Source organism: Opitutus sp. GAS368 (assembly GCF_900104925.1).
In the GTDB taxonomy this organism is placed as follows: Bacteria; Verrucomicrobiota; Verrucomicrobiia; order Opitutales; family Opitutaceae; genus Lacunisphaera.
The window spans coordinates 1,136,857-1,156,244 of the sequence record NZ_LT629735.1 but is presented as its reverse complement, the minus strand read 5'-3'; the positions used below and the strand labels follow the sequence as shown (position 1 = coordinate 1,156,244).

Here is a 19,388-nt window from a genome sequence, read left to right as displayed (position 1 = left end):
CAGGGACCGGACAGCCAAGGCCCGGATGGTAGGTGACGTCCTAATTTGAATCTGGCTCCCATCATCTCGTTCGGCCACTGCTTGATCGAATGGGCGCCAACCAATGGGAGCAATGCCTTATGTAAGCCGACATAATCCTCATCTGCTCGTTTCGCATGTCTGCCCCTCTTTCTCCATTCGCTCACCAAACGTCTGTAACCATGCCATCGTCGAAATGGCATAGGGCACCGGCCATTCTGGTCCTCACCGTCCTGGCGCTTATTACCGTTGGCGGATTCGCGCATTCATGGTTCTCGCGGCAGCCAGGGGACCCGGCTGCAACTCTCTGGCTGGCGGCCGGCGGCGTGGCCGCCACAATCATTGCTCTGAGCCATGCCATCCACATTGCGCGCGCGTCGGAGAAAGCGCGAACCGAGATGGAGCGGCGCGCACTGGCCAACAATGCCACCCTGGTGCAACTCAAGGCCTTTTGGGAAACCGCCCCGCTCAGCATCATGCTTTTGGAGCCCTATGATCCGGAGGTGCCGGTCAAAATAATCGATTGCAACCCCATGTGCTGCGAGATCCACGGTTATTCTCGCGAGGAATTGATCGGTCAGAGTGTCGATCTTATCGAGGCCCAGCCCTGGACTGGAGAACACGCGGGCCGTTGGATCCGTGAACTCCATGAACACAGCCGCCTTGAAGGCGAGAGCAAGCACAGGCGGAAGGACGGCACGGTTTTCGACATCGACTACTTCACCAACCTGCTCGTCGTGGACGGCCATGAGCTCGTCCTCGGCATGGATCACGTTGCCACCGCGCGCAAGCAGGCGGAGCTGGCGAGGGACCAGATGCACCAGCAGTTGCGGGATGCGTCCAGGCAGGCCGGCATGGCCGAGGTGGCAACCGATGTGTTGCACAACGTCGGCAACGTGCTCAATAGCGTCAACGTCTCCGCCACGTTGGTGACAGACCAGCTGCGGCACTCCAAGGCGGCCAATCTGACCAAGATCTGCGAATTACTGGACCAGCACCGGGAGGATCTCGCGGGTTTTCTCACCAATGATCCCAAGGGCGCCATGATCCCGCTCTACCTGGGCACCTTGGCGGAGAATCTGGCCGGAGAGCAAAAAGTCATGACGGCCGAACTGGAACGCCTTCGCAAGAACATCGAACACATCAAGGACATAGTCGCGATGCAGCAGGACCACGCCAAGACCGCCGGCGTCATCGAGACGGTTTCCGTGCCTGACCTGCTGGAGGATGCCATCCGCGTCAACGCCGGCTCGCTCGCCCAGCACAATGTCGACACGGCGCGTGAGTATCTGGCTCGGCCCGTGGTCACGCTCGACAAGTACAAGGTCATGCAGATACTGATTAATCTCATACGCAACGCCAAGCACGCTTGCGACGAATCGGGCCGGACGGACAAGCGGATCACAGCGCGCATCACGGCAGACGACCAGCAGGTCCACATTGCCATCATCGACAACGGCGTCGGCATCCCCCAGGAAAACCACACCCGGATCTTCAACCAGGGCTTCACCACCCGCAAGCATGGGCACGGTTCCAGCCTACACAGTGCAGCGCTTGCCGCGAAGGAACTCGGCGGCGCCCTTAATGTGCAGAGCGACGGCCCCGGCTACGGCGCCACATTTATCCTGGAACTGCCCTTAAAGCCGGAGACGACCATTCATGAACCCCCCGTCCTCTGAAAAAATCTGCGCATCCTGATCGTTGACAACAATCCAAGCTGCCGCCCGCCCCTTTGACGCGAAGGAATGAAGTCAGCCGGGCCGATAAAGTTTTCTCAAATCCTAATATCTCAGACCAAGAAACCAAGAAACCGAGCAACCAAACGGCAACCAAAGTCTGAGCCCAGAGGGTGGGGTGCGGCTCCTGTAGCGGCCACCAGTCTTCGCTCCTCCGGAGCCACGACCCGGCAAGCCAGGATCGACCAGGGAGTGTCTTCAAACCCAACTAATACTCGTTTCCTGTCATTCTGAACGAAGTGAAGTTCCGAGCGCAGCGACATCCTCATCCATGCTTTCGCTCGCGATATGGTCTTCGCTGCCGTGGATCCTTCGCTCCGCTCAGGATGACAAACCGAGTTTGAAAACACTCCCTAATCCAAAGTCTCCCATGCCATGCGGCGAAGACTGCAGCGGCGCAGCGGACCAGGTCAATGAGCGCGACTCTCCGCTTAACGATACAAAGTCCCCGGGCCTTGCGACGGACATTCCCTATTGCTGAATTGTCCGTCTATGCCCCGTTCCGTGAAGACCGTCCTGCTCGTGGCCAATGGCGACCTGCGCCAGTCGGCCAATCAAGTCTGCTGGCCCGCCCAGGTGGCGATGGAGCGGAAGCTGACACAGGCCGTGGCCGCGCAGGGCGGCCGGCTGCAGCGGGCGCATCCCTACAAGCCGGCCGTCAAGCACGGCTTCATCGCCTCGCAGCAGGAGGGTCTGGCGGTTTTCGCCCGGCTCGATCCCGCCGCCCCGCTCATCGTGGCCGAGGCGGTCTGGCAGTATTCGCACCACCTGCTGGCGGGGCTGATCAGCCACCGGGGGCCCATCCTCACCGTGGCCAACTGGAGCGGTCAATGGCCGGGCCTCGTCGGCATGCTCAACCTCAACGGCTCCCTCACCAAGGCCGGCGTGAAATACTCCACGCTCTGGAGCGACACCTTCGACGACGACTATTTCCTGCAGGGCCTGGCCCGCTGGTTGAAGACCGGCGTCACCACCCACCGCACGCCGCATGTGCGGCCGTTCGGCCGGGCCCGGGTGCCGGCGAAAGCGAAGGCCGTCGCCCGGAGGATCGCGACCGACCTGCGCGTGAGGAAGTCCATCATGGGCATCTTCGACGAGGGCTGCATGGGCATGTATAACGCCATCATCCCCGACGACCTCCTCTACCGCGTCGGCGTCTGCAAGGAGCGCCTCTCGCAGTCCGCGCTCTACTACGCCGCCACGCAGGTGCCCGACCGGGAGGCGAAGGCCGTCTTCAACTGGTATCTGAAGAAGGGGTTCAAGTTTCACTTCGGCCGCGACGAGGCGACCGAACTGACGAAACACCAGGTGCTCTGGCAGTGCAAAACCTACATTGCCGCCTGCCGCATCGCCGACGCGTTCGGCTGCGAGAGCATCGGCATCCAATACCAGCAGGGCCTCAAGGACCTGCTGCCGGCCTCGGACCTTGTCGAGGGCACGCTCAACTCCACGGACCGGCCGCCGGTGAAGAACGCCGCCGGCCAGGTCATCCGCCCCGGGCAACCCATCGTGCATTTCAACGAGGTGGACGAGTGTGCGGGGCTCGACGGCGTGTTCACGAACCGCGTGCACGCCGCGCTCGGCCAGCCCGTCGCCAACACGCTCCACGACCTGCGCTGGGGCGATTGGGATCACTCCGGCACGACCAGCGACTACGTCTGGGTCTTCCTCATTTCCGGCAGTGCGCCGGCCGACCACCATATTGGCGGCTGGGCGGGCTCGGACTCGCTGCGTCAACCGCCCATGTATTTCCGGCTCGGCGGCGGCACGCTCCGCGGCATCGCCAAGCCCGGCGAGATCGTCTGGAGCCGCGTGTTCGTGCAGGGCGGCAGGCTCAAGCTGGACCTCGGTCGCGCCAAGGTCATCACCCTGCCACGCACCGAGACCGAGCGCCGGTGGAAGGAGACGACCCCGCAGTGGCCCATCATGCACGCGGTCACCTACGGCGTGGATCGCGACCTGATGATGGCGCGCCACCAGGCCAACCACATCCAGGTGGCCTACGCGAAGTCCGCGGCGGCGGCCGATCTCGCGGCCTACACCAAGGCGTCGCTCGCCGCCCAGCTGGGCCTCGAGGTGTCGTTCTGCGGCACCAAGGCCGACGGTTCGGCATTCTGATTGGAGGGCTCCGCCTCCCTGCGGGCCGGCTTGAATTATGCCGCGCTCACGGCCCGCAGGGACGCGGGCCCTCCAGTGTTACCGGTCAGATCACGGTCGGCGCGCTCGCCGTGGAAATCCTCGCCGGCCAGCTCCAGCACAACAAATACGGCGTGCCGGAAATCCCGACGACCACCTACGTCGAGGGCACCTGGCACGACGGCGCCACCTGCCCGATGCCGGCGAAGCGCTCGGCTGGGATCCCTGTAGGGTCGGCGCTTGCGCCGACCTGGCCTAGGTCGCCGCAAGCGGCGACCCTACACTGCGTCAACCGGCCACTTTTCGCTTCCCATAATCCGTCTGCCGGCAAATCTCTCCGCATGAGCGGTTACACCCCCGACCCGAAGCGCTACGAGTCGATCCCGTATGCCCGCTGCGGCCGCAGCGGGTTGAAGCTGCCCCGGCTCTCGCTGGGGCTGTGGCACAACTTCGGCGGCGCGGACCCGATCGACAACCAGCGCGCGCTGCTCCGCCGCGCCTTCGATCTCGGCATCACGCATTTCGACCTGGCGAACAACTACGGCCCGCCGCCGGGCTCGGCCGAGGAGAACTTCGGCCGCCTCCTGCGCGAGGATTTTGCCGCGCACCGGGACGAGCTCATCATCTCGACCAAGGCCGGCTATTACATGTGGCCCGGTCCCTACGGCGAGTGGGGCTCGCGCAAATACCTGCTCAGCTCGCTCGACCAGAGCCTGAAGCGCCTGGGCCTGCCTTACGTCGACATCTTCTACCACCACCGGCCAGATCCCGACACGCCGCTGGAAGAATCGCTGACCGCGGTGGCCGACGCCGTGCGCTCGGGCCGCGCGCTCTACGCCGGCATCTCGAACTACAACGCTGAACAAACCCGCTGCGCCGCCGCCATCCTCAAGGGGCTTGGCGTGCCGCTGCTCATCCATCAGCCGGTCTACAACATGTTCAACCGCTGGGTGGAGCCGGAGCTGTTGCCCGCGCTCATGGAGGCCGGCGCCGGCTGCATCCCGTTTTCGCCGCTCGCCCAGGGCCTGCTGACCAACCGCTACCTGGCGGGCCTTCCGGCCGACTCGCGCGCCGTGAAATCGGGCGTCTTCCTCAAGCCCGGCCAGATCACGCCCGCGGTGCTGGCGAAGATCCAGGCGCTCAACGAGGTCGCAAAGGCGCGCGGCGCCACGCTCGCCCAGCTGGCGACGCTCTGGCTGCTGCGCCGCCCCGAGATCACCACCGTCCTCATCGGCGCCAGCAAGGTGGCGCAGATTGACGACATTCATGCCGGCCTGACCCAGCCGCCGCTGGCCGCCGCCGAGCTGGCGAAGATCGAATCCATCCTCGGCAAGAGCTGACTTGGCGTCCGGCGTTTTTTAGTGGAGGGTAAGGCCGCCTCTTCAACCCCAGTCCCGCCCCGTTTCCGCCATGCCCAGACCTGTCACGCTGTTCACCGGCCAGTGGGCCGACCTGCCCTTGGTCAAACTCGCGCCGCTCGCCCGAAAAATGGGCTACGATGGACTGGAGCTCGCCTGCTGGGGCGACCACTTCGACGTCGATGCGGCCGCCGGTTCCGCGAAATACTGCCGCGAGAAATGGGCGCTGCTGGCGGACCACGGACTGAGCTGCCACGCCGTTTCGAACCACCTGGTCGGCCAGGCGGTGTGCGACCTGATCGACGAACGGCACCGGGCGATCCTGCCCGCGGATGTCTGGGGCAACGGCGATCCCGAGGGCGTGCGCCGGCGCGCCGCGAAGAAAATGATCACGACCGGCGAGGCCGCGCGGGCGTTCTTCGACGCGAAGCCCGGCAAGTCCGGGGGCCAGGCGGCGGCGGTCGTCAACGGTTTCACCGGCTCGTCGATCTGGCATTCGCTCTACGCTTTCCCGCCGACCTCCGCGGAATACTGGGAGCGCGGCTTCTCGGACTTTGCCAAGCGTTTCGGACCGATCCTCGAGGCTTACGACAAGCTGAATGTGAACTTCGCCCTCGAGGTGCATCCGACGGAAATCGCCTTTGATACCGCGACCGCGCAGCGCGCGGTCGCGGCGATCAAGGGGCACAAGCGGTTCGGCTTCAACTACGACCCCTCGCACCTTGGCTATCAGGGCGTGGACTATGTCGGCTTTATCCGCGCGCTCGGCCGCCGCATCTTCCACATGCACGTCAAGGACGTGTGGTGGGGCCACGGTGACGGCAGCGTCGGTGTCTTCGGCGGCCATGCGGGCTTTGGCGACGCGCGGCGCTTCTGGGATTTCCGTTCGCCCGGTCGCGGCGACATCAGGTTCGAGGACATCATCGTGGCCTTGAACGACGCCGGTTACGCGGGCCCGCTCTCGGTGGAGTGGGAGGATGTCCGCATGGATCGCGTGCACGGCGCCACCGAGGCGGCGGCCTTCGTGCGGCAACTGGACTTCACCCGCAGCACGCTGGCCTTTGACGCGGCCTTCGACAAAAAGAACCAATAACCTTGAACAGGAGGGAACAGAGAAAACTGAGATATTTCTTCCCTCTGCTTCCTCCGTTACCTCCTGTGAGAATTTTCCCCATCTGATGAATCGCAAACTTCGCTTCGGCATGATCGGCGGCGGCCGCGGGGCCTTCATCGGCGCGGTGCACCGCATCGCCGCCCGGATGGATGGCGAGGCCGAGCTTGTGGCCGGCGCGTTTTCCAGCGATGCCGCCCGCTCCCGCGCCTCGGGCGCCGACCTGCACCTGGATCCGAAGCGCGTCTACGGCAGCTACCAGGAGATGGCGCGCGCCGAGGCGAAGCGGCCGGCGGGCGACCGGCTCGACTTCGTGGTCATCGTCACGCCGAATCACCAGCATTTCCCGCCGGCGAAGCTGTTTCTCGAAAAAGGTTTCAATGTCGTCTGCGACAAGCCCGTCACGCTCAACCTCGCCGAGGCGAAAAAGCTGCAGGCGATCGTGAAGCAAGCGAAGAAGGTCTTCGTCCTGACGCACAACTACACCGGCAACGCCATGGTGAAGCAGGCCCGGGCACTCGTGGCCGCCGGCCAGCTCGGCCAGATCCGCAAGATCATCGTCGAGTATCCGCAGGGCTGGCTGTCCACGCGGCTCGAGGCCACCGGCCAGAAGCAGGCGGCGTGGCGCTCGGACCCGAAGAAGAGCGGCGCAGCCGGCGCGATGGGCGACATCGGCACGCACGCCGAGAACCTCGCGCGCTACATCACCGGCCTGCACATCGCCGAGCTGTGCGCCGACCTCACGAGCTTCGTGCCGGGCCGCAAGCTGGACGATGACGGCAACATCCTGGTCCGTTATCGCGGCGGCGCCAAGGGCGTGCTGCACGCCTCGCAGATTTCCGTCGGCGAGGAGAACAACCTGAGCATCCGCGTCTGGGGCGAGAAAGCCGGGCTCGAGTGGAAGCAGGAGCACCCCAACGAGCTCACCGTGAAATATCCAGACCGGCCCGCCGAAATCTGGCGGCGCGGCAACGGTTACGTGGGCGCGGCGGCGAAGAAGGCCGCGCGCATTCCGCCGGGCCACCCCGAGGGCTACCTGGAAGCGTTCGGCAACATCTACCGCGAAGCGTTCCGGGCCATCGCCGCCGAGGTGACGGGCCGGCGCCCGCCGCGCGACCTGGATTTCCCGACCATCGCCGACGGCGTGGAGGGCATGCAGTTCATCGAGACCGCGGTGCGCAGCGCCAAACTTGGCGCCCGTTGGGTGAAGTTTCCCCAATGACCGCTGCTCTCCATCGCTTGCTTGTAGGAGCCTGCTTGCAGGCGATTCAGGACATTCTCTGCCGGCGTAAATTCCGGGTCGCCTGTAAACGGGCTCCTACAAATTAAAACAGCCCCATGCCCCTCATCACCCCGGCACAACTGCAGAAAGGCTACGATGTCATCATCGTCGGCTCCGGCGCCGGCGGCGGGCAGACGGCCTACACGCTGACGCTCGAGGGCATCAAGGTGCTCATGCTCGAGGCCGGCCGCAATTACGTGCCCGAGACCGAGACGCCGATGTTCGAGACGGCCGACCAGGCGCCGCTGCGCGGGGCGGGCACGCCGGACAAGCCGTTCGGTTTCCACGACTCAACCATTGACGGCGGCTGGACCGTGCCGGGGGAGCCCTATACCAGCGCCATCGACCAGCCCGGGCGGAAATTCGAGTGGTGGCGGGCGCGCATGCTCGGCGGCCGCACGAACCATTGGGGCCGCTATTCGTTCCGCAACGGCCCGTATGACTTCAAGCCGCGGTCACGCGACGGCCTCGGCTTCGACTGGCCGATCGATTACCCGGATCTCGCGCCGTATTATGACAAGGTCGAGATGCTCATCGGCGTCTACGGCGCGAACGACGGCCTGGAAAACACACCCGATTCCTCGCCCGGCGTGCTGCTGCCCCCGCCCAAGCCGCGCGTCAGCGACCTGCTGGTGCAGAAGCACGCCCGCGGGCTCGGCGTGCCGGTCGTCGCGGCGCACCGCGCGGTGCTGACCAAGCGGCTCGATTTCGACCGGTTGCCCGCCAAACTCCACCCGGGAAACGCCTTTGCGCAAAAACACCTGCGCGCCGCCATGGAGGGACGCGCGGCCTGCTTCTGGGCCACGGAATGCGGGCGCGGCTGCGCCATCCGGGCCACCTACCAGTCGACCACGGTCCACCTGCCGCCGGCCATGGCCAGCGGCAACCTCGACCTCGTCACGAACGCCATGGCCCGCGAGGTCACCACCGGGCCCGACGGCAAGGCCACCGGCGTCACCTTCATCGACAAGACCACCGGCCATGAACACCACGCCGCCGGGCGCGTCGTCGTGCTGGCCGCCAGCTCGGGCGAGACGGTGCGCCTGATGCTCAATTCCAAGTCGGTCCGCTTCCCGTTCGGCCTCGCCAATTCCAGCGGGTTGGTCGGCAAATACCTCATGGACACGGTTGGCGCGAGTTTCTCCGGCCAGATCCCGGCGCTGGAAAGCCTGCCGCCGCACAACGAGGACGGGGCCGGCGGCGCGCACATGTATGCGCCGTGGTGGCTCTACAAGGACGCCGGCAAGCTCGGCTTCGCGCGGGGCTATCACATCGAGTTCGGTGGTGGCCGCCGTCAGCCCGGCATGGGCACGGCGGGCGGGTTGGAGTGGCTGACGGACGGCAGCTACGGCAAAAAATTCAAGGAGGACGCCCGCCGCTACTACGGCTCGTTCGTGGGTTTTGCCGGACGCGGTGAGATGATCCCCAACCGGGATTCGTTCTGCGAACTCGACCCGGTGGTGAAGGACAAGTGGGGCATCCCCGTCATGCGCTTCCACTGGCAGTGGTCCGAGCACGAGATCCGCCAGGCCGCGCACATGCAGCAGACCTTCGCCGACATCATCACCGCGATGGGCGGCCGGATGCGGCACCCGCCGCAGCAGGACGGCGCCAAGGCGATCGCCAACGGCGGGGTCATCATCCACGAGGTCGGCGGCGCCATCATGGGCGACGATCCCGCCAAGTCGGTGACCAACCAGTGGTCGCAGACCTGGGACGTGCCGAACCTCTTCCTGACCGACGGCGCGCCGTTCTGCAGCAACGCGGACAAGAACCCCACGCTCACCATCATGGCGCAGGCGTGGCGCGCGGCCGACCACCTTGTCGCCGAGCTGAAGAAGCAAAATCTCTGACTATGATTTCCATAATCCCAGGCATGGTTTCGGATATCGCCAAGTGGGAGGGGCTTTATGCCCCGACTTGGCGCGATGCCGACATGCGGTCGGGGCGTAAAGCCCCTCCCACATTGGGCTAACTCCGAACCTCTGACTAACCCATGAGCACCGACCCGCTGTCCCGCATGGACCGCCGCACCGCCCTGAAATGGATGCTGGCGGCCGCCGCCACGACGGCCCTAGCGCCACGCTTCGCCCGGGGCCAGGCCGGCACGCCGGCGGCCAAGGGTTACGGCACCGACCCGGACCTGATGAAGCATTACCAACCCGGCGAACTCTGGCCGCTGACGTTCAGTGACGCGCAGCGCCGCACCGCGGCTGCATTGTGTGACGTCATCATTCCGGCGGACGCCGAGTCGCCCGCCGCCTCAGCGGTCGGGGTGGTGGACTTCCTCGACGAGTGGATCAGCGCGCCGTATCCCGAACAGCAGAATGATCGCAAGATCGTGCTGCCGGGGCTCGCGTGGATCGACGAGGAGGCGACGAAGCGCTTCGGCCGGCCGTTCGCCGATCTCACCGACGCGCAAAAGGCGGCGATCTGCGACGACATCTGCCACCCGGCCAAAGCCAAACCCGAGTTCAAGCCGGCCGCGAAATTCTTCGCCACCTACCGCAACCTGACGGCCGGCGGGTTCTACACCACACCGCAGGGCCGCAAGGATCTGAAGTATGTCGGCAATATCCCGCTCGCCACCTTTGACGGCCCGCCGCCCGAGGTGCTCCGCCAGGCCGGCCTCCTCTGAATTTCTTATCCCCCCCATCCCATGAAAACAAAATTCCCCGTGCTCGCCGCCTTTTGCGCCCTGCTGGCCGCCCTGCCCGCCGCCGAGATGAACACCCTGACCCCGGCTGAGTCGGCGGCGGGCTGGCACCTCCTGTTCGACGGCAAGTCGATCGCCGACTGGCGGGCCAGCGACCAGCCCGGCACGTTTTCGGTCGCCGCCGGCGAGATTGTCGTGAAAGGTCCGCGCTCGCACCTGTTCTACGAAGGGCCGGTCGCGAACCACGACTTCAAGAACTTCGAGCTGTCGGTCGAGGTCCTGACGAAGCCCAAGGCGAACTCGGGCGTATATTTCCACACCGAGTGGCAGCCCGAGGGCTGGCCGGCGAAAGGCTTCGAGGTGCAGGTCAACAACACCCACAGCGACCCGAAGCGCACCGCCGGGCTCTACGGCATCAAGGACACCTACGACCAGGTCGCGAAGGACAACGTCTGGTTCACGATGTTCATCCGCGTCGAAGGCCGGCACATCGTGACCAGCGTGGACGGCAAGGTGATCATCGACTACACCGAGCCGGAAAACTGGACCCCGCCCGCCAATTTCCCGGGCCGCCGCGTGGCCCACGGCACTTTCGCCCTGCAGGGCCATGATCCCGGCAGCGAGACGCACTTTCGCAACCTCAAGATCCGTCCGCTGCCCTGAACCCCGCCCGCCCATGAAAACCAACCTGACCCGGCGCGACGCCCTGAAAACCCTCGCCGGCGGCCTCGCGCTGGCCTCGTTTCCGCGCACCGGCTTCGCCACCGGGGTCGCGCCCGCCGCCGAGACGACCCCGGGCGGCTTCCATCACTCGGTGTGCAAATGGTGCTACAAGGACATCCCGCTGGCAGAAATGGCGGCGGCGGTGAAAGGGTTTGGCCTCGAGTCGATCGAGCTGCTCGACCCCGCCGACTGGCCGGTGGTGCGCGCGGCCGGGCTGACCTGCGCCATGGCCAACGGCACGACGACGATTCCCAAGGGCTTCAACCGCCTCGAACACCACGCGGCCTACGTGCCCTCGATGATCGGGCGCATCAAGGCCTGTGCCGAGGCCGGCCTGCCCAACGTGATTGTTTTCTCCGGGAACCGGGCCGGGATGTCCGACGAACAGGGGCTCGAGAACTGCGTCGTCGGCCTCAGGCAGATCGTGGGCGAGGCCGAGAAGCGCGGCGTCACCGTGTGCATGGAGCTGCTCAATTCCAAGGTGAACCACAAGGACTACATGTGCGACCACACGCCGTGGGGCGTAGAACTGGTGAAGCGGGTCGGCTCCGAGCGGTTCAAGCTGCTCTACGACATCTACCACATGCAGATCATGGAGGGGGACGTCATCCGCACGATCGAGGAGAACCACGCTTACATCGCCCACTATCACACCGGCGGTAATCCGGGGCGCCACGAGATCGACGAGACGCAGGAACTCAATTACCCGGCCATCATGCGCGCCATCAAGGCGAGCGGATTCACCGGGTTTGTTGCACAGGAGTTCATCCCGCTCAAAAAGCCGCCGCTCGATTCGTTGCGCGCGGCGGTGAAACTGTGCAGCGTGTGAGGTGGAACCGGGCCTCTGGACCGGTTTGTTTGGCGTGCGTCCTGAAAACCCGTCCGGAGGCCGGGTTGCACCTCGTCTCTAGGGCGCCGCGCCCGCCGACGAGCGGAGTTCCGCGGGCGGTTTGAAGCCGACCAGCAGGATGACGGCGGCGACAGTCGCCAGGCCGGCGGGCACGAGCATCAGCTGCCGGTAGTCGACCACGCCGTCGTGGGTCAGCTTCGCCTGCAGCGGGAGGAAAAGCCATTTGGCGGCCAGGTCGCCGAGGCCGAGCACCAGCAGGTTGAACAGGCCCTGCGCGCTGGTGCGCACATCGGTGGGGAAGGCCACGTCGATGAAGATATAAAGCGTGGCGAAGAAGAACGCGTAGCAGACGCCGTGCAGCAGCTGCACCGCCACGACGGCGGCGACCTGGTCGCTCATAAAGGCGAACACCAGGAACCGCGCCGCATGGCCGAGGATGCCGATCGTCATTGTCCAGCGCCAGCCGAGGCGCTTCAGGCAGAAGCCCAGGCCGGCCATCGTGACGATCTCCATCACCTGGCCGATGCTCATAATCGGCATGATGTTCTCGGGCTTGATGCCGATGTGCCCGAGAAAGCCACCGGTCAGCAGGAAGTAACCGTTGTGCACCGTCGAATCGATGAAGGTGACGATAAACAGGACAAGGAGGAACGGCTTCTTGAGGAGCACGCCCAGCGCCTCGCGCCAGGCGAGCGCCTCGGTCCCGCCGCCGGCCGGCTTTGGCGGCGTGTGCGGCAGCGTCAGGCTGAACGCCGCCAGCAGCAACGAGGCGCCGCCGGCCACCCAGAAAATGTAGCCGAGCGCGTGCTGCAGCTCGGCGCCGCTCACGCCCTTGAGCACGAAATACAGCGGCCACGAGGCGAGGATCCAGCCGATGGTGCCGCCCATGCGCACGCGGCCAAACTCCGCCTGCGCGTCCTTCAGGTGCGAGAACACCAGGCTGTTCGCGACCGAGATCGTCGGCACATAGCAGATCGAGTGGATCAGCATCAACCCGAAGAACACCGTGAAGTCCTTCGTAAAGAAGAGCCCGATCATCGCGAGGCCGCCGATCAGGTGGCTGCCGGCCATGAAACGCTCGGCCGCGAACGTGCGGTCGACGAACTGGTTGCCGGCGAAGATGGCGAGCACCGAGGCGATGGCAAAGGCGCTGCCGATGAGCGCGATCTGCGTGCCGGAGAAACCGAGGCCCTCCATGTAGCCCCAGATCAGGGGCAGCCAGGCGCCCCAGATGAAGAACTCCAGCAGCATCATGCCGAAGAGCCGGAAGGTGAGGGAGCGGGCCGGGGCGGAGGTCTGGTTCATGGAGCGTAGGGTAATTTGTCTGGTTGTAGGAGCCTGCTGGCAGGCGATAGGATGCGGAGGCGGTTGACGTGCGGGGTCGGAATCGCCTGCAAGCAGGCTCCTACATGGGAAACCAATCTGGTCAGGGTTTGAGCGTCTTCAGGTAGCGCAGGCTCGCCGGGATGTCTTTCAGCGGCTGAACGCCCTCGTCCTCGATAAAGGAGTGCGTCACGCCGGCCTTGGCCGCGGCATCGAACACGGCGGGCCAGTCGATCTGGCCGTCGCCGACGGCGACCTTGTCAGTCGGCGGGGCGGAGCCGGTCGAGAGGCCCGTGACGGCACCCTTGCGGATGTCCTTCACATGGAGGAAACGCCAGCGGCCGGGATATTGCTGCAGCAGTTTCACCGGGTCCTGCCCGGCATGGAAAACCCAGAACACATCCAGCTCGAAGCACACGAGATCCGGTTTGGTCTCCCGCGCGATCACGGCGAACGGCGTGTCGCCGTGGGCGTCGGCCACGAACTCGAAGCCGTGCGGGTGCCAGCCGAACTGCAGGCCGGCGGCCCGGCAGGCCTCGCCCCAGGCGTTGAAGTCCGCGGCCACGCGATGCGCGTCGGCGACGCTGAGGCCCTTCTCCCTGTCGTGCGGGATCCAGGGGCAGATGATGGTCTTGGCGCCGAGAGCCTTGGCGTCGGCGATGGCCTTGGGCAGGTCATTCTGCAGGGCCTCATAGCCGGTGTGGGCGGCGACGGCCATGAGGTGGCGGGCCGACAGTTCCCTGGCGAAGTCGGCGACGCTGAGGTTGCCGGTGCCCGCGGTTTCCACTTCGGTAAAGCCGAAGCCCACGGCCAGGTCCAGCGCGCCGGTGGTGCTCACCTTGGTCTGGTCCCGCAGGCTCCACAACTGGAGGCCGAGATGATCGTGGAAGCCGGCCGCCGCCGCGGCGTGGCCGGTGAGGAGGGTCGCCGTGCAGGCGAGGGAACGCAGGAATTTCATCGGAGGGGGTTGGGGTAATCGGTCTGTCATCCTGAGCGGGGCGAAGGATCCACGGCAACGAACACTAGGTCATGGGCGAAAGCATGGATTCTTCACTTGGTGCAGAATGACAAAACGGATTGGAGCGGTTCAGATGAGCCACACGTCACCCTTCTTATAGGGCACGTTGCCGTCATAGCGGCCCGGCACCTCGACGTAGTGCAGCGCCTTCGTCGCGCCAGTCTCGGAAGTGAAATAGCCGAGGAGCGTGAGCTCGCGCATCATGCGGAAATAGTGGGGCGGCGGTGCATCGTCGTCTTCGTCCCTGGCCTTGCGCCGGTGCCCGGCGGCGTGTTGGCGCTGCTCGGCGTCGAGGGTGTTGAGGAACTGCGTGCGGTTCTCCGGTTTGCCGCCGATGAATTTCTCCCCGTAACGGGCCTCATAGTCCGCGGGGAGGCGGACCAGGCCGGTGCGGAACACCGCCTGCGCCGGGGGCGCGTAGCAATCGGCGACCATCATCGCGATGAAGGCGCCGATGTTCGCGGCCCGGGCGCCGGGGATGGTCGTGGCGGGGATGATGGTCTCGCCGATCTCGTCGAGCAGCGCGATGTCGCCGGCGCTGAAGTCCAGCGGCGTGGCCCGGCCGAAGTTTTTGGCCAGCAGCCGCGGGCCCACCACCGAGGCGCCCATCAGGACCGCCAGCTTGATCACCGCTTCGCGTCGGGTCATGTTCATGGGGCGGAGGGTCAGAGATTCTGGCGCTTGAGCTCCGCGACCGCGAAATCGGCGGCGCGCGCGGTCAGGGCCATGTAGGTCAGCGAGGGGTTGACGCAGGCGGCGGAGGTCATGCACGCGCCGTCGGTCACGAAGACGTTGGGCGCGTCCCACACCTGGTTGTTCCCGTTGAGCACCGAGGTCTTCGGGTCGCGGCCCATGCGGGCGGTGCCCATCTCGTGGATGCCGCGGCCGAAAGTGTAGCCCGAGTCATGGGGCTTCACGTTTTTGACCCCGGCGGCGGTGAGGGTCTCCGCGGCGTCGTTGATCATGTCGACGCGCATCTTGCGCTCGTTTTCCCGGATCTCGCAGTCCATCGCGAGCACGGGCAGGCCCCACTTGTCCTTCGTCGAGCGGTCGAGGAATATCCGGTTGTCGTGGTGGGGCAGGATCTCGCCGAAGCCGGTCATGCCGATGGTCCAGGGGCCGGGCTCGCTCAAGGCCTCCTTCAGCGGGGCGCCGATGCCAAGCTCGGCGATGTTGCGCGACCAGCCCTCGCGGCTGGCGCCGCCCTGGTAGCCGAAGCCGCGGACGTAGTTGCGGGGCTCGCTGCCCGCCACATTGCGGAAGCGGGGAACGTAGAAGCCGTTCGCCCGGCGGCCGTAGACCACGCGGTCGTCGAAGCCGTCGACGAGGCCGCTGGCGCCGACGCGGAAGTGATGGTCCATGGCGTTGTGCCCGAGCTCGCCGCTGCCGCTGCCGAGACCATCCGGCCAGACGTCCGTGGCGGAGTTCATCAGCAGCCAGGTGGAGTTGAAGGACGAGGCGCAGACAAAGACGATCCTGGCGCCGAACTCGTGGGTCTGGTTCGTCTCGGCATCGAGCACCTCGACGCCGCGGGCCCGCTTCGCGTCCTTGTCGTAGAGGATCCGGGTGACGATCGAGAAGGGGCGGAGGGTGAGGTTGCCGGTCGCCATGGCCGCGGGCAGTGTCGACGACTGCGTGCTGAAATACGCGCCGAACGGGCAGCCGAGCCAGCATTTGTTGCGGTATTGGCAGTTCACGCGGTTCTGGATCGGCTGCGTGATGTTGGCCGTGCGGCCGATGATCAGGCGGCGCGAGTCGTTGAAGGCGGTTTTGATGCGCGCGGCGACGTGCTTTTCCACGCAGTTCAGCTCCATGGGCGGCATGAACTGGCCGTCAGGCAGCTGGGGCAGGTGTTCGATCGAGCCGCTGATGCCGGCGAAGCGCTCGACGTAGTCATACCACGGCGCGATGTCCCGGTAGCGGATCGGCCAGTCGACGGCGATGCCTTCCTTGGCGTTGGCCTCGAAATCGAGGTCGCTGTGACGGTAGCTCTGGCGACCCCACATCAGCGAGCGGCCGCCCACATGGTAGCCGCGGAACCAGTCGAACGGCTTCTTCTCCACGTAGGGGTGCTCCCGCTCGTCGCACCAGTAGTCTCGGTTGTCCTCGTTGAGGATGTAGTCGCGACGCTGCACCGGGTGCGCCGCCAGGTCGGCGAGGGTGGGGCGGCCGCGGTGGGGGGTCTCCCACGGGCCCTTGAGGGCATTGACGTAATCCTTGATGTGCTCGATGTTCCGGCCGCGCTCCAGGAGCAGGACCTTCAGGCCTTTCTCGGTGAGCTCCTTGGCGGCCCAGCCGCCACTGATGCCCGAGCCGACGACGATCGCATCAAATTCCGAGGTAAGGGGAGATACCATGACGAAGGGGTGGACCATTGAGGCCGGCGGCCCGACGGGGAGCAATGAATTTCACGTGGAAGGTCTCCCTCATTCGAGGGGGGCCTTGGCGACCGGTCGTGGTGCCGGTGGTTTTCCCCGGCCGGTTGCGCTCCCCGACGGGTGGATAAAAGCCCGCTTGACAGTGGCGCGGGCGTGGGCACTTATGCCCCTCCCCTTGATGCAGGGTGGAGCAGCCTGGTAGCTCGTCAGGCTCATAACCTGAAGGTCGCTGGTTCAAATCCAGCCCCTGCACCCAATTTCCCAGTATGTCCGGAAATGTCACGAAGTGACATGAGATGACTAAGCTGCTCGCTACCAGCAGCCCGGACCGCGGCGACGAGTTGTGCGACAATGTCGTTGAGTGACACCGGATGGCTTGGCTTCCCGCATTTTTGTGCGTCCGGTTGTGCGTTGGTCCCCGCGGCTGTGACCCACGGCAGCTTTGCCATCTCCGCTTTCATCCCGAGACCGGCCCTATCGGTGTATACCTTGGCCGTCAGATTGGCGTCGGAATGGCCTAGAACGTCCTGTGCGGCCCTCTGGTTAACGCCGTGGTCTGCTCCCCAAGTTTGAAACGTCTTACGCAGGGAATGCAGGTGAATCACGAGACCGAGCGCGTTCTTGTGCTCGATGCCCGCCCGGGTGAGATGCTTCCGAAATAGATCATAACATGCGAGACGACCCTTTAAGGCCCTGTCAGTGGGTGACGCGTTGGCGTCGCGTGCAGCCTTTAGCAGCTCCACAAGCTCGGCTTTAAGATCAACGCGACGGCTATTGTCATTCTTCGTGGTCCCCTCACGCAATAGAACGTAAGGCGATTCGCCCTCTAGGTTCAGATCACCCCACACCACCGCATAGGCTTCGGACCACCGGCAGCCGGTATACAGCAAGAACTGATACCCGAGAGCGTATTGCGCGGCCACGCCCAAGAGCTGAGCAAATTCTTTCTGAGTATAATAACGAGATTGGCGGACCTGCTTCCCCTTGGTGTCCGGCTTGTCTAGCTTCGCGAGCGGATTTTTGGCAAGACGCTCGGTGCTAACTAGCCAGTTCAAAAAGGCACACGCTGAAACCTGATACTCTTTTTTGGTTTTTTGGGAGCAGGTGAGGGTGGTCTGCCAACTTTGGAAAGTGTCGGGCCGCACGTCATTGACTGCACGCCAGCCAATCTCTTTCGCCATGCGACTAAGACGGGTGGTTGTGTCGTGGGCGTGCTTCTTCGCGCACCCTTGGCTCAGAAGGTATTTTTCATATTCTGTCACCAAGACCGACACCGGCTTAGCTGCCGTCTCCCGCTGTGAATCAGGCGCGGACATGCCCTCTTGCACGCGCTGGGCTTGCAGGGCCATTTCCATGATCCGTTTTTGGGCGATCTCGCGGCTAGGTGTGCCAAGGGCCTTCCACACTCGTGGCCCGCTTTGCACCAACGTGAAATAGCCGCGGTGATTCACCACGACCTTTTTGCCGCCAACAAGAGCGGTAATCGGGTAAACGCGGGTATGAAATACTTTGTTCATTTGCTCTGAGCCTGGACGAAGCTTGCGGTGCGGCTACTCAGGCAGGCATTCAGATCACTAAGCCGGACACGCGGCCGACGTTCGCTCACCCGCACAATCGGAAGCGCCCCGGTGTCGATATATACCCGCCGAAACTGACGCAGGGACAGGCGCACGTATTTGGCGGCCTCATGGTAGGCCAGAGCTGGGTCGAGTGTGCAGGCGTTGCTCATTGCTATAACGTGAAGCGACCCTCCGCTTTGGCGCGAGAAATTGGCCCGAGCTGTTCAATAGCTTCCAGTTTGGCCTGTTCGATTTCTGGAAAAGACCACACGACGCCTCTTTCGAGCACGGCGAGGATGTCACAGCTCGTAGCCATGCGGTCCGCGATAGTAAAAACGACTTCCTCTCTGGATTTAAGGGGCTCGGTGTTTAAGCCGGCATCGTCTCGCGCTATGATAAGAGCGAAATCCGGCAAGAGTTGGGTAGAGCGAACTATCGCAATAGCTTCATTTAAGGCGTTGGCCCATTTCTTGGCAGCTTCTTCGGATGACGGAATATTCACAGGGCGATCCTGTGCTTCACTCAGAAGTTCATCGAAAATGCCTCCCTCGTTTATGCCATTTCTCCGAAGTTCATCCCATTGCTGCTTTTTCAGATGACGGCGCAGTGATTTGAAAGAGGTAAAGAAAGCACTCGGCCCGAATGCACCCGTATTTCCGTCTTCGAATTCTAGGCTCAGGCGCAAGCCAGTGAAATCGAAAGCTAAACCGAATGAGAAATCAGTGGGAACGAGGCGCCGGATTTCATCGACTAACATTAGGGTCGTTTCGCGGAGGGGAGAGGGGAGCAGAGCAATATTCTCGCGGTAGTCACCGGAGTGCAGGAAAACGGAACGCTCCTCAACGAGACATGAAGCGAGAAGTTTACGCGAAAGACGGGCAATGTTGTCGGCTGTCATGGTTCACTCCTTCTCGGTGAATTGGTCGAAAAGCTTTTGACTAGAACGGATCTTCTCTTGGCATTCGTCCAAGAATTCCAGCAGCGCAGCTCGCTTTGATTGAGATCGCGGTGATTCCATCGCTGCAGCCATGAAACGCGTTGCGACCTCTGTTAAAATGGCCGACCGGCGCATATGGGAGCACATGCTCAGAGCGTCTATAGCTTTTTGTTCTGCCTCGGTGACGGTAAAGCAAACAGTGTTGTTGCGTGGCTCATCGGGTCGACGGCCGGGACGATGCCCAGTTAAGGGCACATTTTGGCCGTGCATGTTATGTGCGGTGGCAGTCATGCCAGCATCAGG

The 19,388-nt window shown here is 64.2% G+C and carries 15 protein-coding genes and 1 tRNA gene; 10 read left to right on the top strand and 6 right to left on the bottom strand.

Going from position 1 to position 19,388, the window contains the following annotated elements; translation table 11 throughout:
* The first annotated feature begins 200 nt into the window (after positions 1–200).
* From BLU29_RS04980 to BLU29_RS04940, 9 genes are all read left to right on the top strand, one after another.
* Positions 201–1,697, top strand: coding sequence for a PAS domain-containing sensor histidine kinase (locus tag BLU29_RS04980; protein ID WP_172830211.1), 1,497 nt, complete (start codon positions 201–203; stop codon positions 1,695–1,697).
* A 549-nt stretch (positions 1,698–2,246) separates the two neighbouring features.
* Positions 2,247–3,872: a fucose isomerase gene (locus BLU29_RS04975; protein ID WP_091055614.1), complete on the top strand. Its 1,626-nt coding sequence runs from the start codon at positions 2,247–2,249 to the stop codon at positions 3,870–3,872.
* A gap of 359 nt (positions 3,873–4,231) precedes the next feature.
* Positions 4,232–5,230, top strand: coding sequence for an aldo/keto reductase (locus tag BLU29_RS04970; protein ID WP_091055612.1), 999 nt, complete (start codon positions 4,232–4,234; stop codon positions 5,228–5,230).
* A gap of 70 nt (positions 5,231–5,300) precedes the next feature.
* Positions 5,301–6,341, top strand: a complete 1,041-nt coding sequence (locus BLU29_RS04965; protein ID WP_091055610.1) for a sugar phosphate isomerase/epimerase family protein — start codon at positions 5,301–5,303, stop codon at positions 6,339–6,341.
* A gap of 85 nt (positions 6,342–6,426) precedes the next feature.
* Positions 6,427–7,581: a Gfo/Idh/MocA family oxidoreductase gene (locus BLU29_RS04960; protein ID WP_091055609.1), complete on the top strand. Its 1,155-nt coding sequence runs from the start codon at positions 6,427–6,429 to the stop codon at positions 7,579–7,581.
* 116 nt (positions 7,582–7,697) lie between these two features.
* A complete protein-coding gene (locus BLU29_RS04955; protein ID WP_091055607.1) occupies positions 7,698–9,494 on the top strand; it encodes a GMC family oxidoreductase in 1,797 nt (598 codons plus the stop codon).
* A 143-nt stretch (positions 9,495–9,637) separates the two neighbouring features.
* Positions 9,638–10,279 (top strand): gluconate 2-dehydrogenase subunit 3 family protein, encoded by a 642-nt coding sequence (locus BLU29_RS04950; RefSeq protein ID WP_197677766.1) that lies wholly within the window; start codon positions 9,638–9,640, stop codon positions 10,277–10,279.
* Positions 10,280–10,300: 21 nt separating this feature from the next.
* A complete protein-coding gene (locus BLU29_RS04945; protein WP_091055606.1) occupies positions 10,301–10,960 on the top strand; it encodes a DUF1080 domain-containing protein in 660 nt (219 codons plus the stop codon).
* A 13-nt stretch (positions 10,961–10,973) separates the two neighbouring features.
* Entirely contained in the window at positions 10,974–11,849 is an 876-nt protein-coding gene (locus BLU29_RS04940; RefSeq protein WP_091055604.1) for a TIM barrel protein, read from the top strand.
* A gap of 78 nt (positions 11,850–11,927) precedes the next feature.
* On the opposite strand, the gene BLU29_RS04935 is transcribed toward BLU29_RS04940, so the two are convergent.
* From BLU29_RS04935 to BLU29_RS04920, 4 genes are all read right to left on the bottom strand, one after another.
* Positions 11,928–13,175: a nucleoside permease gene (locus BLU29_RS04935; protein ID WP_091055603.1), complete on the bottom strand. Its 1,248-nt coding sequence runs from the start codon at positions 13,173–13,175 to the stop codon at positions 11,928–11,930.
* Between the two features lie 121 nt (positions 13,176–13,296).
* Positions 13,297–14,151: a sugar phosphate isomerase/epimerase gene (locus BLU29_RS04930; protein WP_157693636.1), complete on the bottom strand. Its 855-nt coding sequence runs from the start codon at positions 14,149–14,151 to the stop codon at positions 13,297–13,299.
* 129 nt (positions 14,152–14,280) lie between these two features.
* Positions 14,281–14,865, bottom strand: coding sequence for a gluconate 2-dehydrogenase subunit 3 family protein (locus BLU29_RS04925; protein ID WP_197677765.1), 585 nt, complete (start codon positions 14,863–14,865; stop codon positions 14,281–14,283).
* Positions 14,866–14,876: 11 nt separating this feature from the next.
* Positions 14,877–16,568: a GMC family oxidoreductase gene (locus BLU29_RS04920; protein WP_091060913.1), complete on the bottom strand. Its 1,692-nt coding sequence runs from the start codon at positions 16,566–16,568 to the stop codon at positions 14,877–14,879.
* A gap of 200 nt (positions 16,569–16,768) precedes the next feature.
* Here BLU29_RS04920 and BLU29_RS04915 point away from each other — a divergent pair.
* Positions 16,769–16,845 (top strand) — tRNA-Met (locus BLU29_RS04915).
* 1,475 nt (positions 16,846–18,320) lie between these two features.
* Here BLU29_RS04915 and BLU29_RS17895 read toward each other — a convergent pair.
* Both BLU29_RS17895 and BLU29_RS17890 read right to left on the bottom strand, forming a co-directional pair.
* Positions 18,321–19,046, bottom strand: coding sequence for a hypothetical protein (locus tag BLU29_RS17895; protein ID WP_157693635.1), 726 nt, complete (start codon positions 19,044–19,046; stop codon positions 18,321–18,323).
* Positions 19,047–19,049: 3 nt separating this feature from the next.
* Complete coding sequence (locus BLU29_RS17890; RefSeq protein WP_157693634.1) at positions 19,050–19,376, bottom strand: hypothetical protein; 327 nt, start codon at positions 19,374–19,376, stop codon at positions 19,050–19,052.
* Between the last annotated feature and the right edge of the window lie 12 nt (positions 19,377–19,388).

Bases quoted from the DNA above. Each gene is read 5' to 3' on its own strand.
- BLU29_RS04980 (WP_172830211.1), top strand. From the start codon at position 201: ATGCCATCGTCGAAATGGCATAGGGCACCGGCCATTCTGGTCCTCACC.
- BLU29_RS04975 (WP_091055614.1), top strand. From the start codon at position 2,247: ATGCCCCGTTCCGTGAAGACCGTCCTGCTCGTGGCCAATGGCGACCTG.
- BLU29_RS04970 (WP_091055612.1), top strand. From the start codon at position 4,232: ATGAGCGGTTACACCCCCGACCCGAAGCGCTACGAGTCGATCCCGTAT.
- BLU29_RS04965 (WP_091055610.1), top strand. From the start codon at position 5,301: ATGCCCAGACCTGTCACGCTGTTCACCGGCCAGTGGGCCGACCTGCCC.
- BLU29_RS04960 (WP_091055609.1), top strand. From the start codon at position 6,427: ATGAATCGCAAACTTCGCTTCGGCATGATCGGCGGCGGCCGCGGGGCC.
- BLU29_RS04955 (WP_091055607.1), top strand. From the start codon at position 7,698: ATGCCCCTCATCACCCCGGCACAACTGCAGAAAGGCTACGATGTCATC.
- BLU29_RS04950 (WP_197677766.1), top strand. From the start codon at position 9,638: ATGAGCACCGACCCGCTGTCCCGCATGGACCGCCGCACCGCCCTGAAA.
- BLU29_RS04945 (WP_091055606.1), top strand. From the start codon at position 10,301: ATGAAAACAAAATTCCCCGTGCTCGCCGCCTTTTGCGCCCTGCTGGCC.
- BLU29_RS04940 (WP_091055604.1), top strand. From the start codon at position 10,974: ATGAAAACCAACCTGACCCGGCGCGACGCCCTGAAAACCCTCGCCGGC.
- BLU29_RS04935 (WP_091055603.1), bottom strand. From the start codon at position 13,175: ATGAACCAGACCTCCGCCCCGGCCCGCTCCCTCACCTTCCGGCTCTTC.
- BLU29_RS04930 (WP_157693636.1), bottom strand. From the start codon at position 14,151: ATGAAATTCCTGCGTTCCCTCGCCTGCACGGCGACCCTCCTCACCGGC.
- BLU29_RS04925 (WP_197677765.1), bottom strand. From the start codon at position 14,865: ATGAACATGACCCGACGCGAAGCGGTGATCAAGCTGGCGGTCCTGATG.
- BLU29_RS04920 (WP_091060913.1), bottom strand. From the start codon at position 16,568: ATGGTATCTCCCCTTACCTCGGAATTTGATGCGATCGTCGTCGGCTCG.
- BLU29_RS17895 (WP_157693635.1), bottom strand. From the start codon at position 19,046: ATGACAGCCGACAACATTGCCCGTCTTTCGCGTAAACTTCTCGCTTCA.
- BLU29_RS17890 (WP_157693634.1), bottom strand. From the start codon at position 19,376: ATGACTGCCACCGCACATAACATGCACGGCCAAAATGTGCCCTTAACT.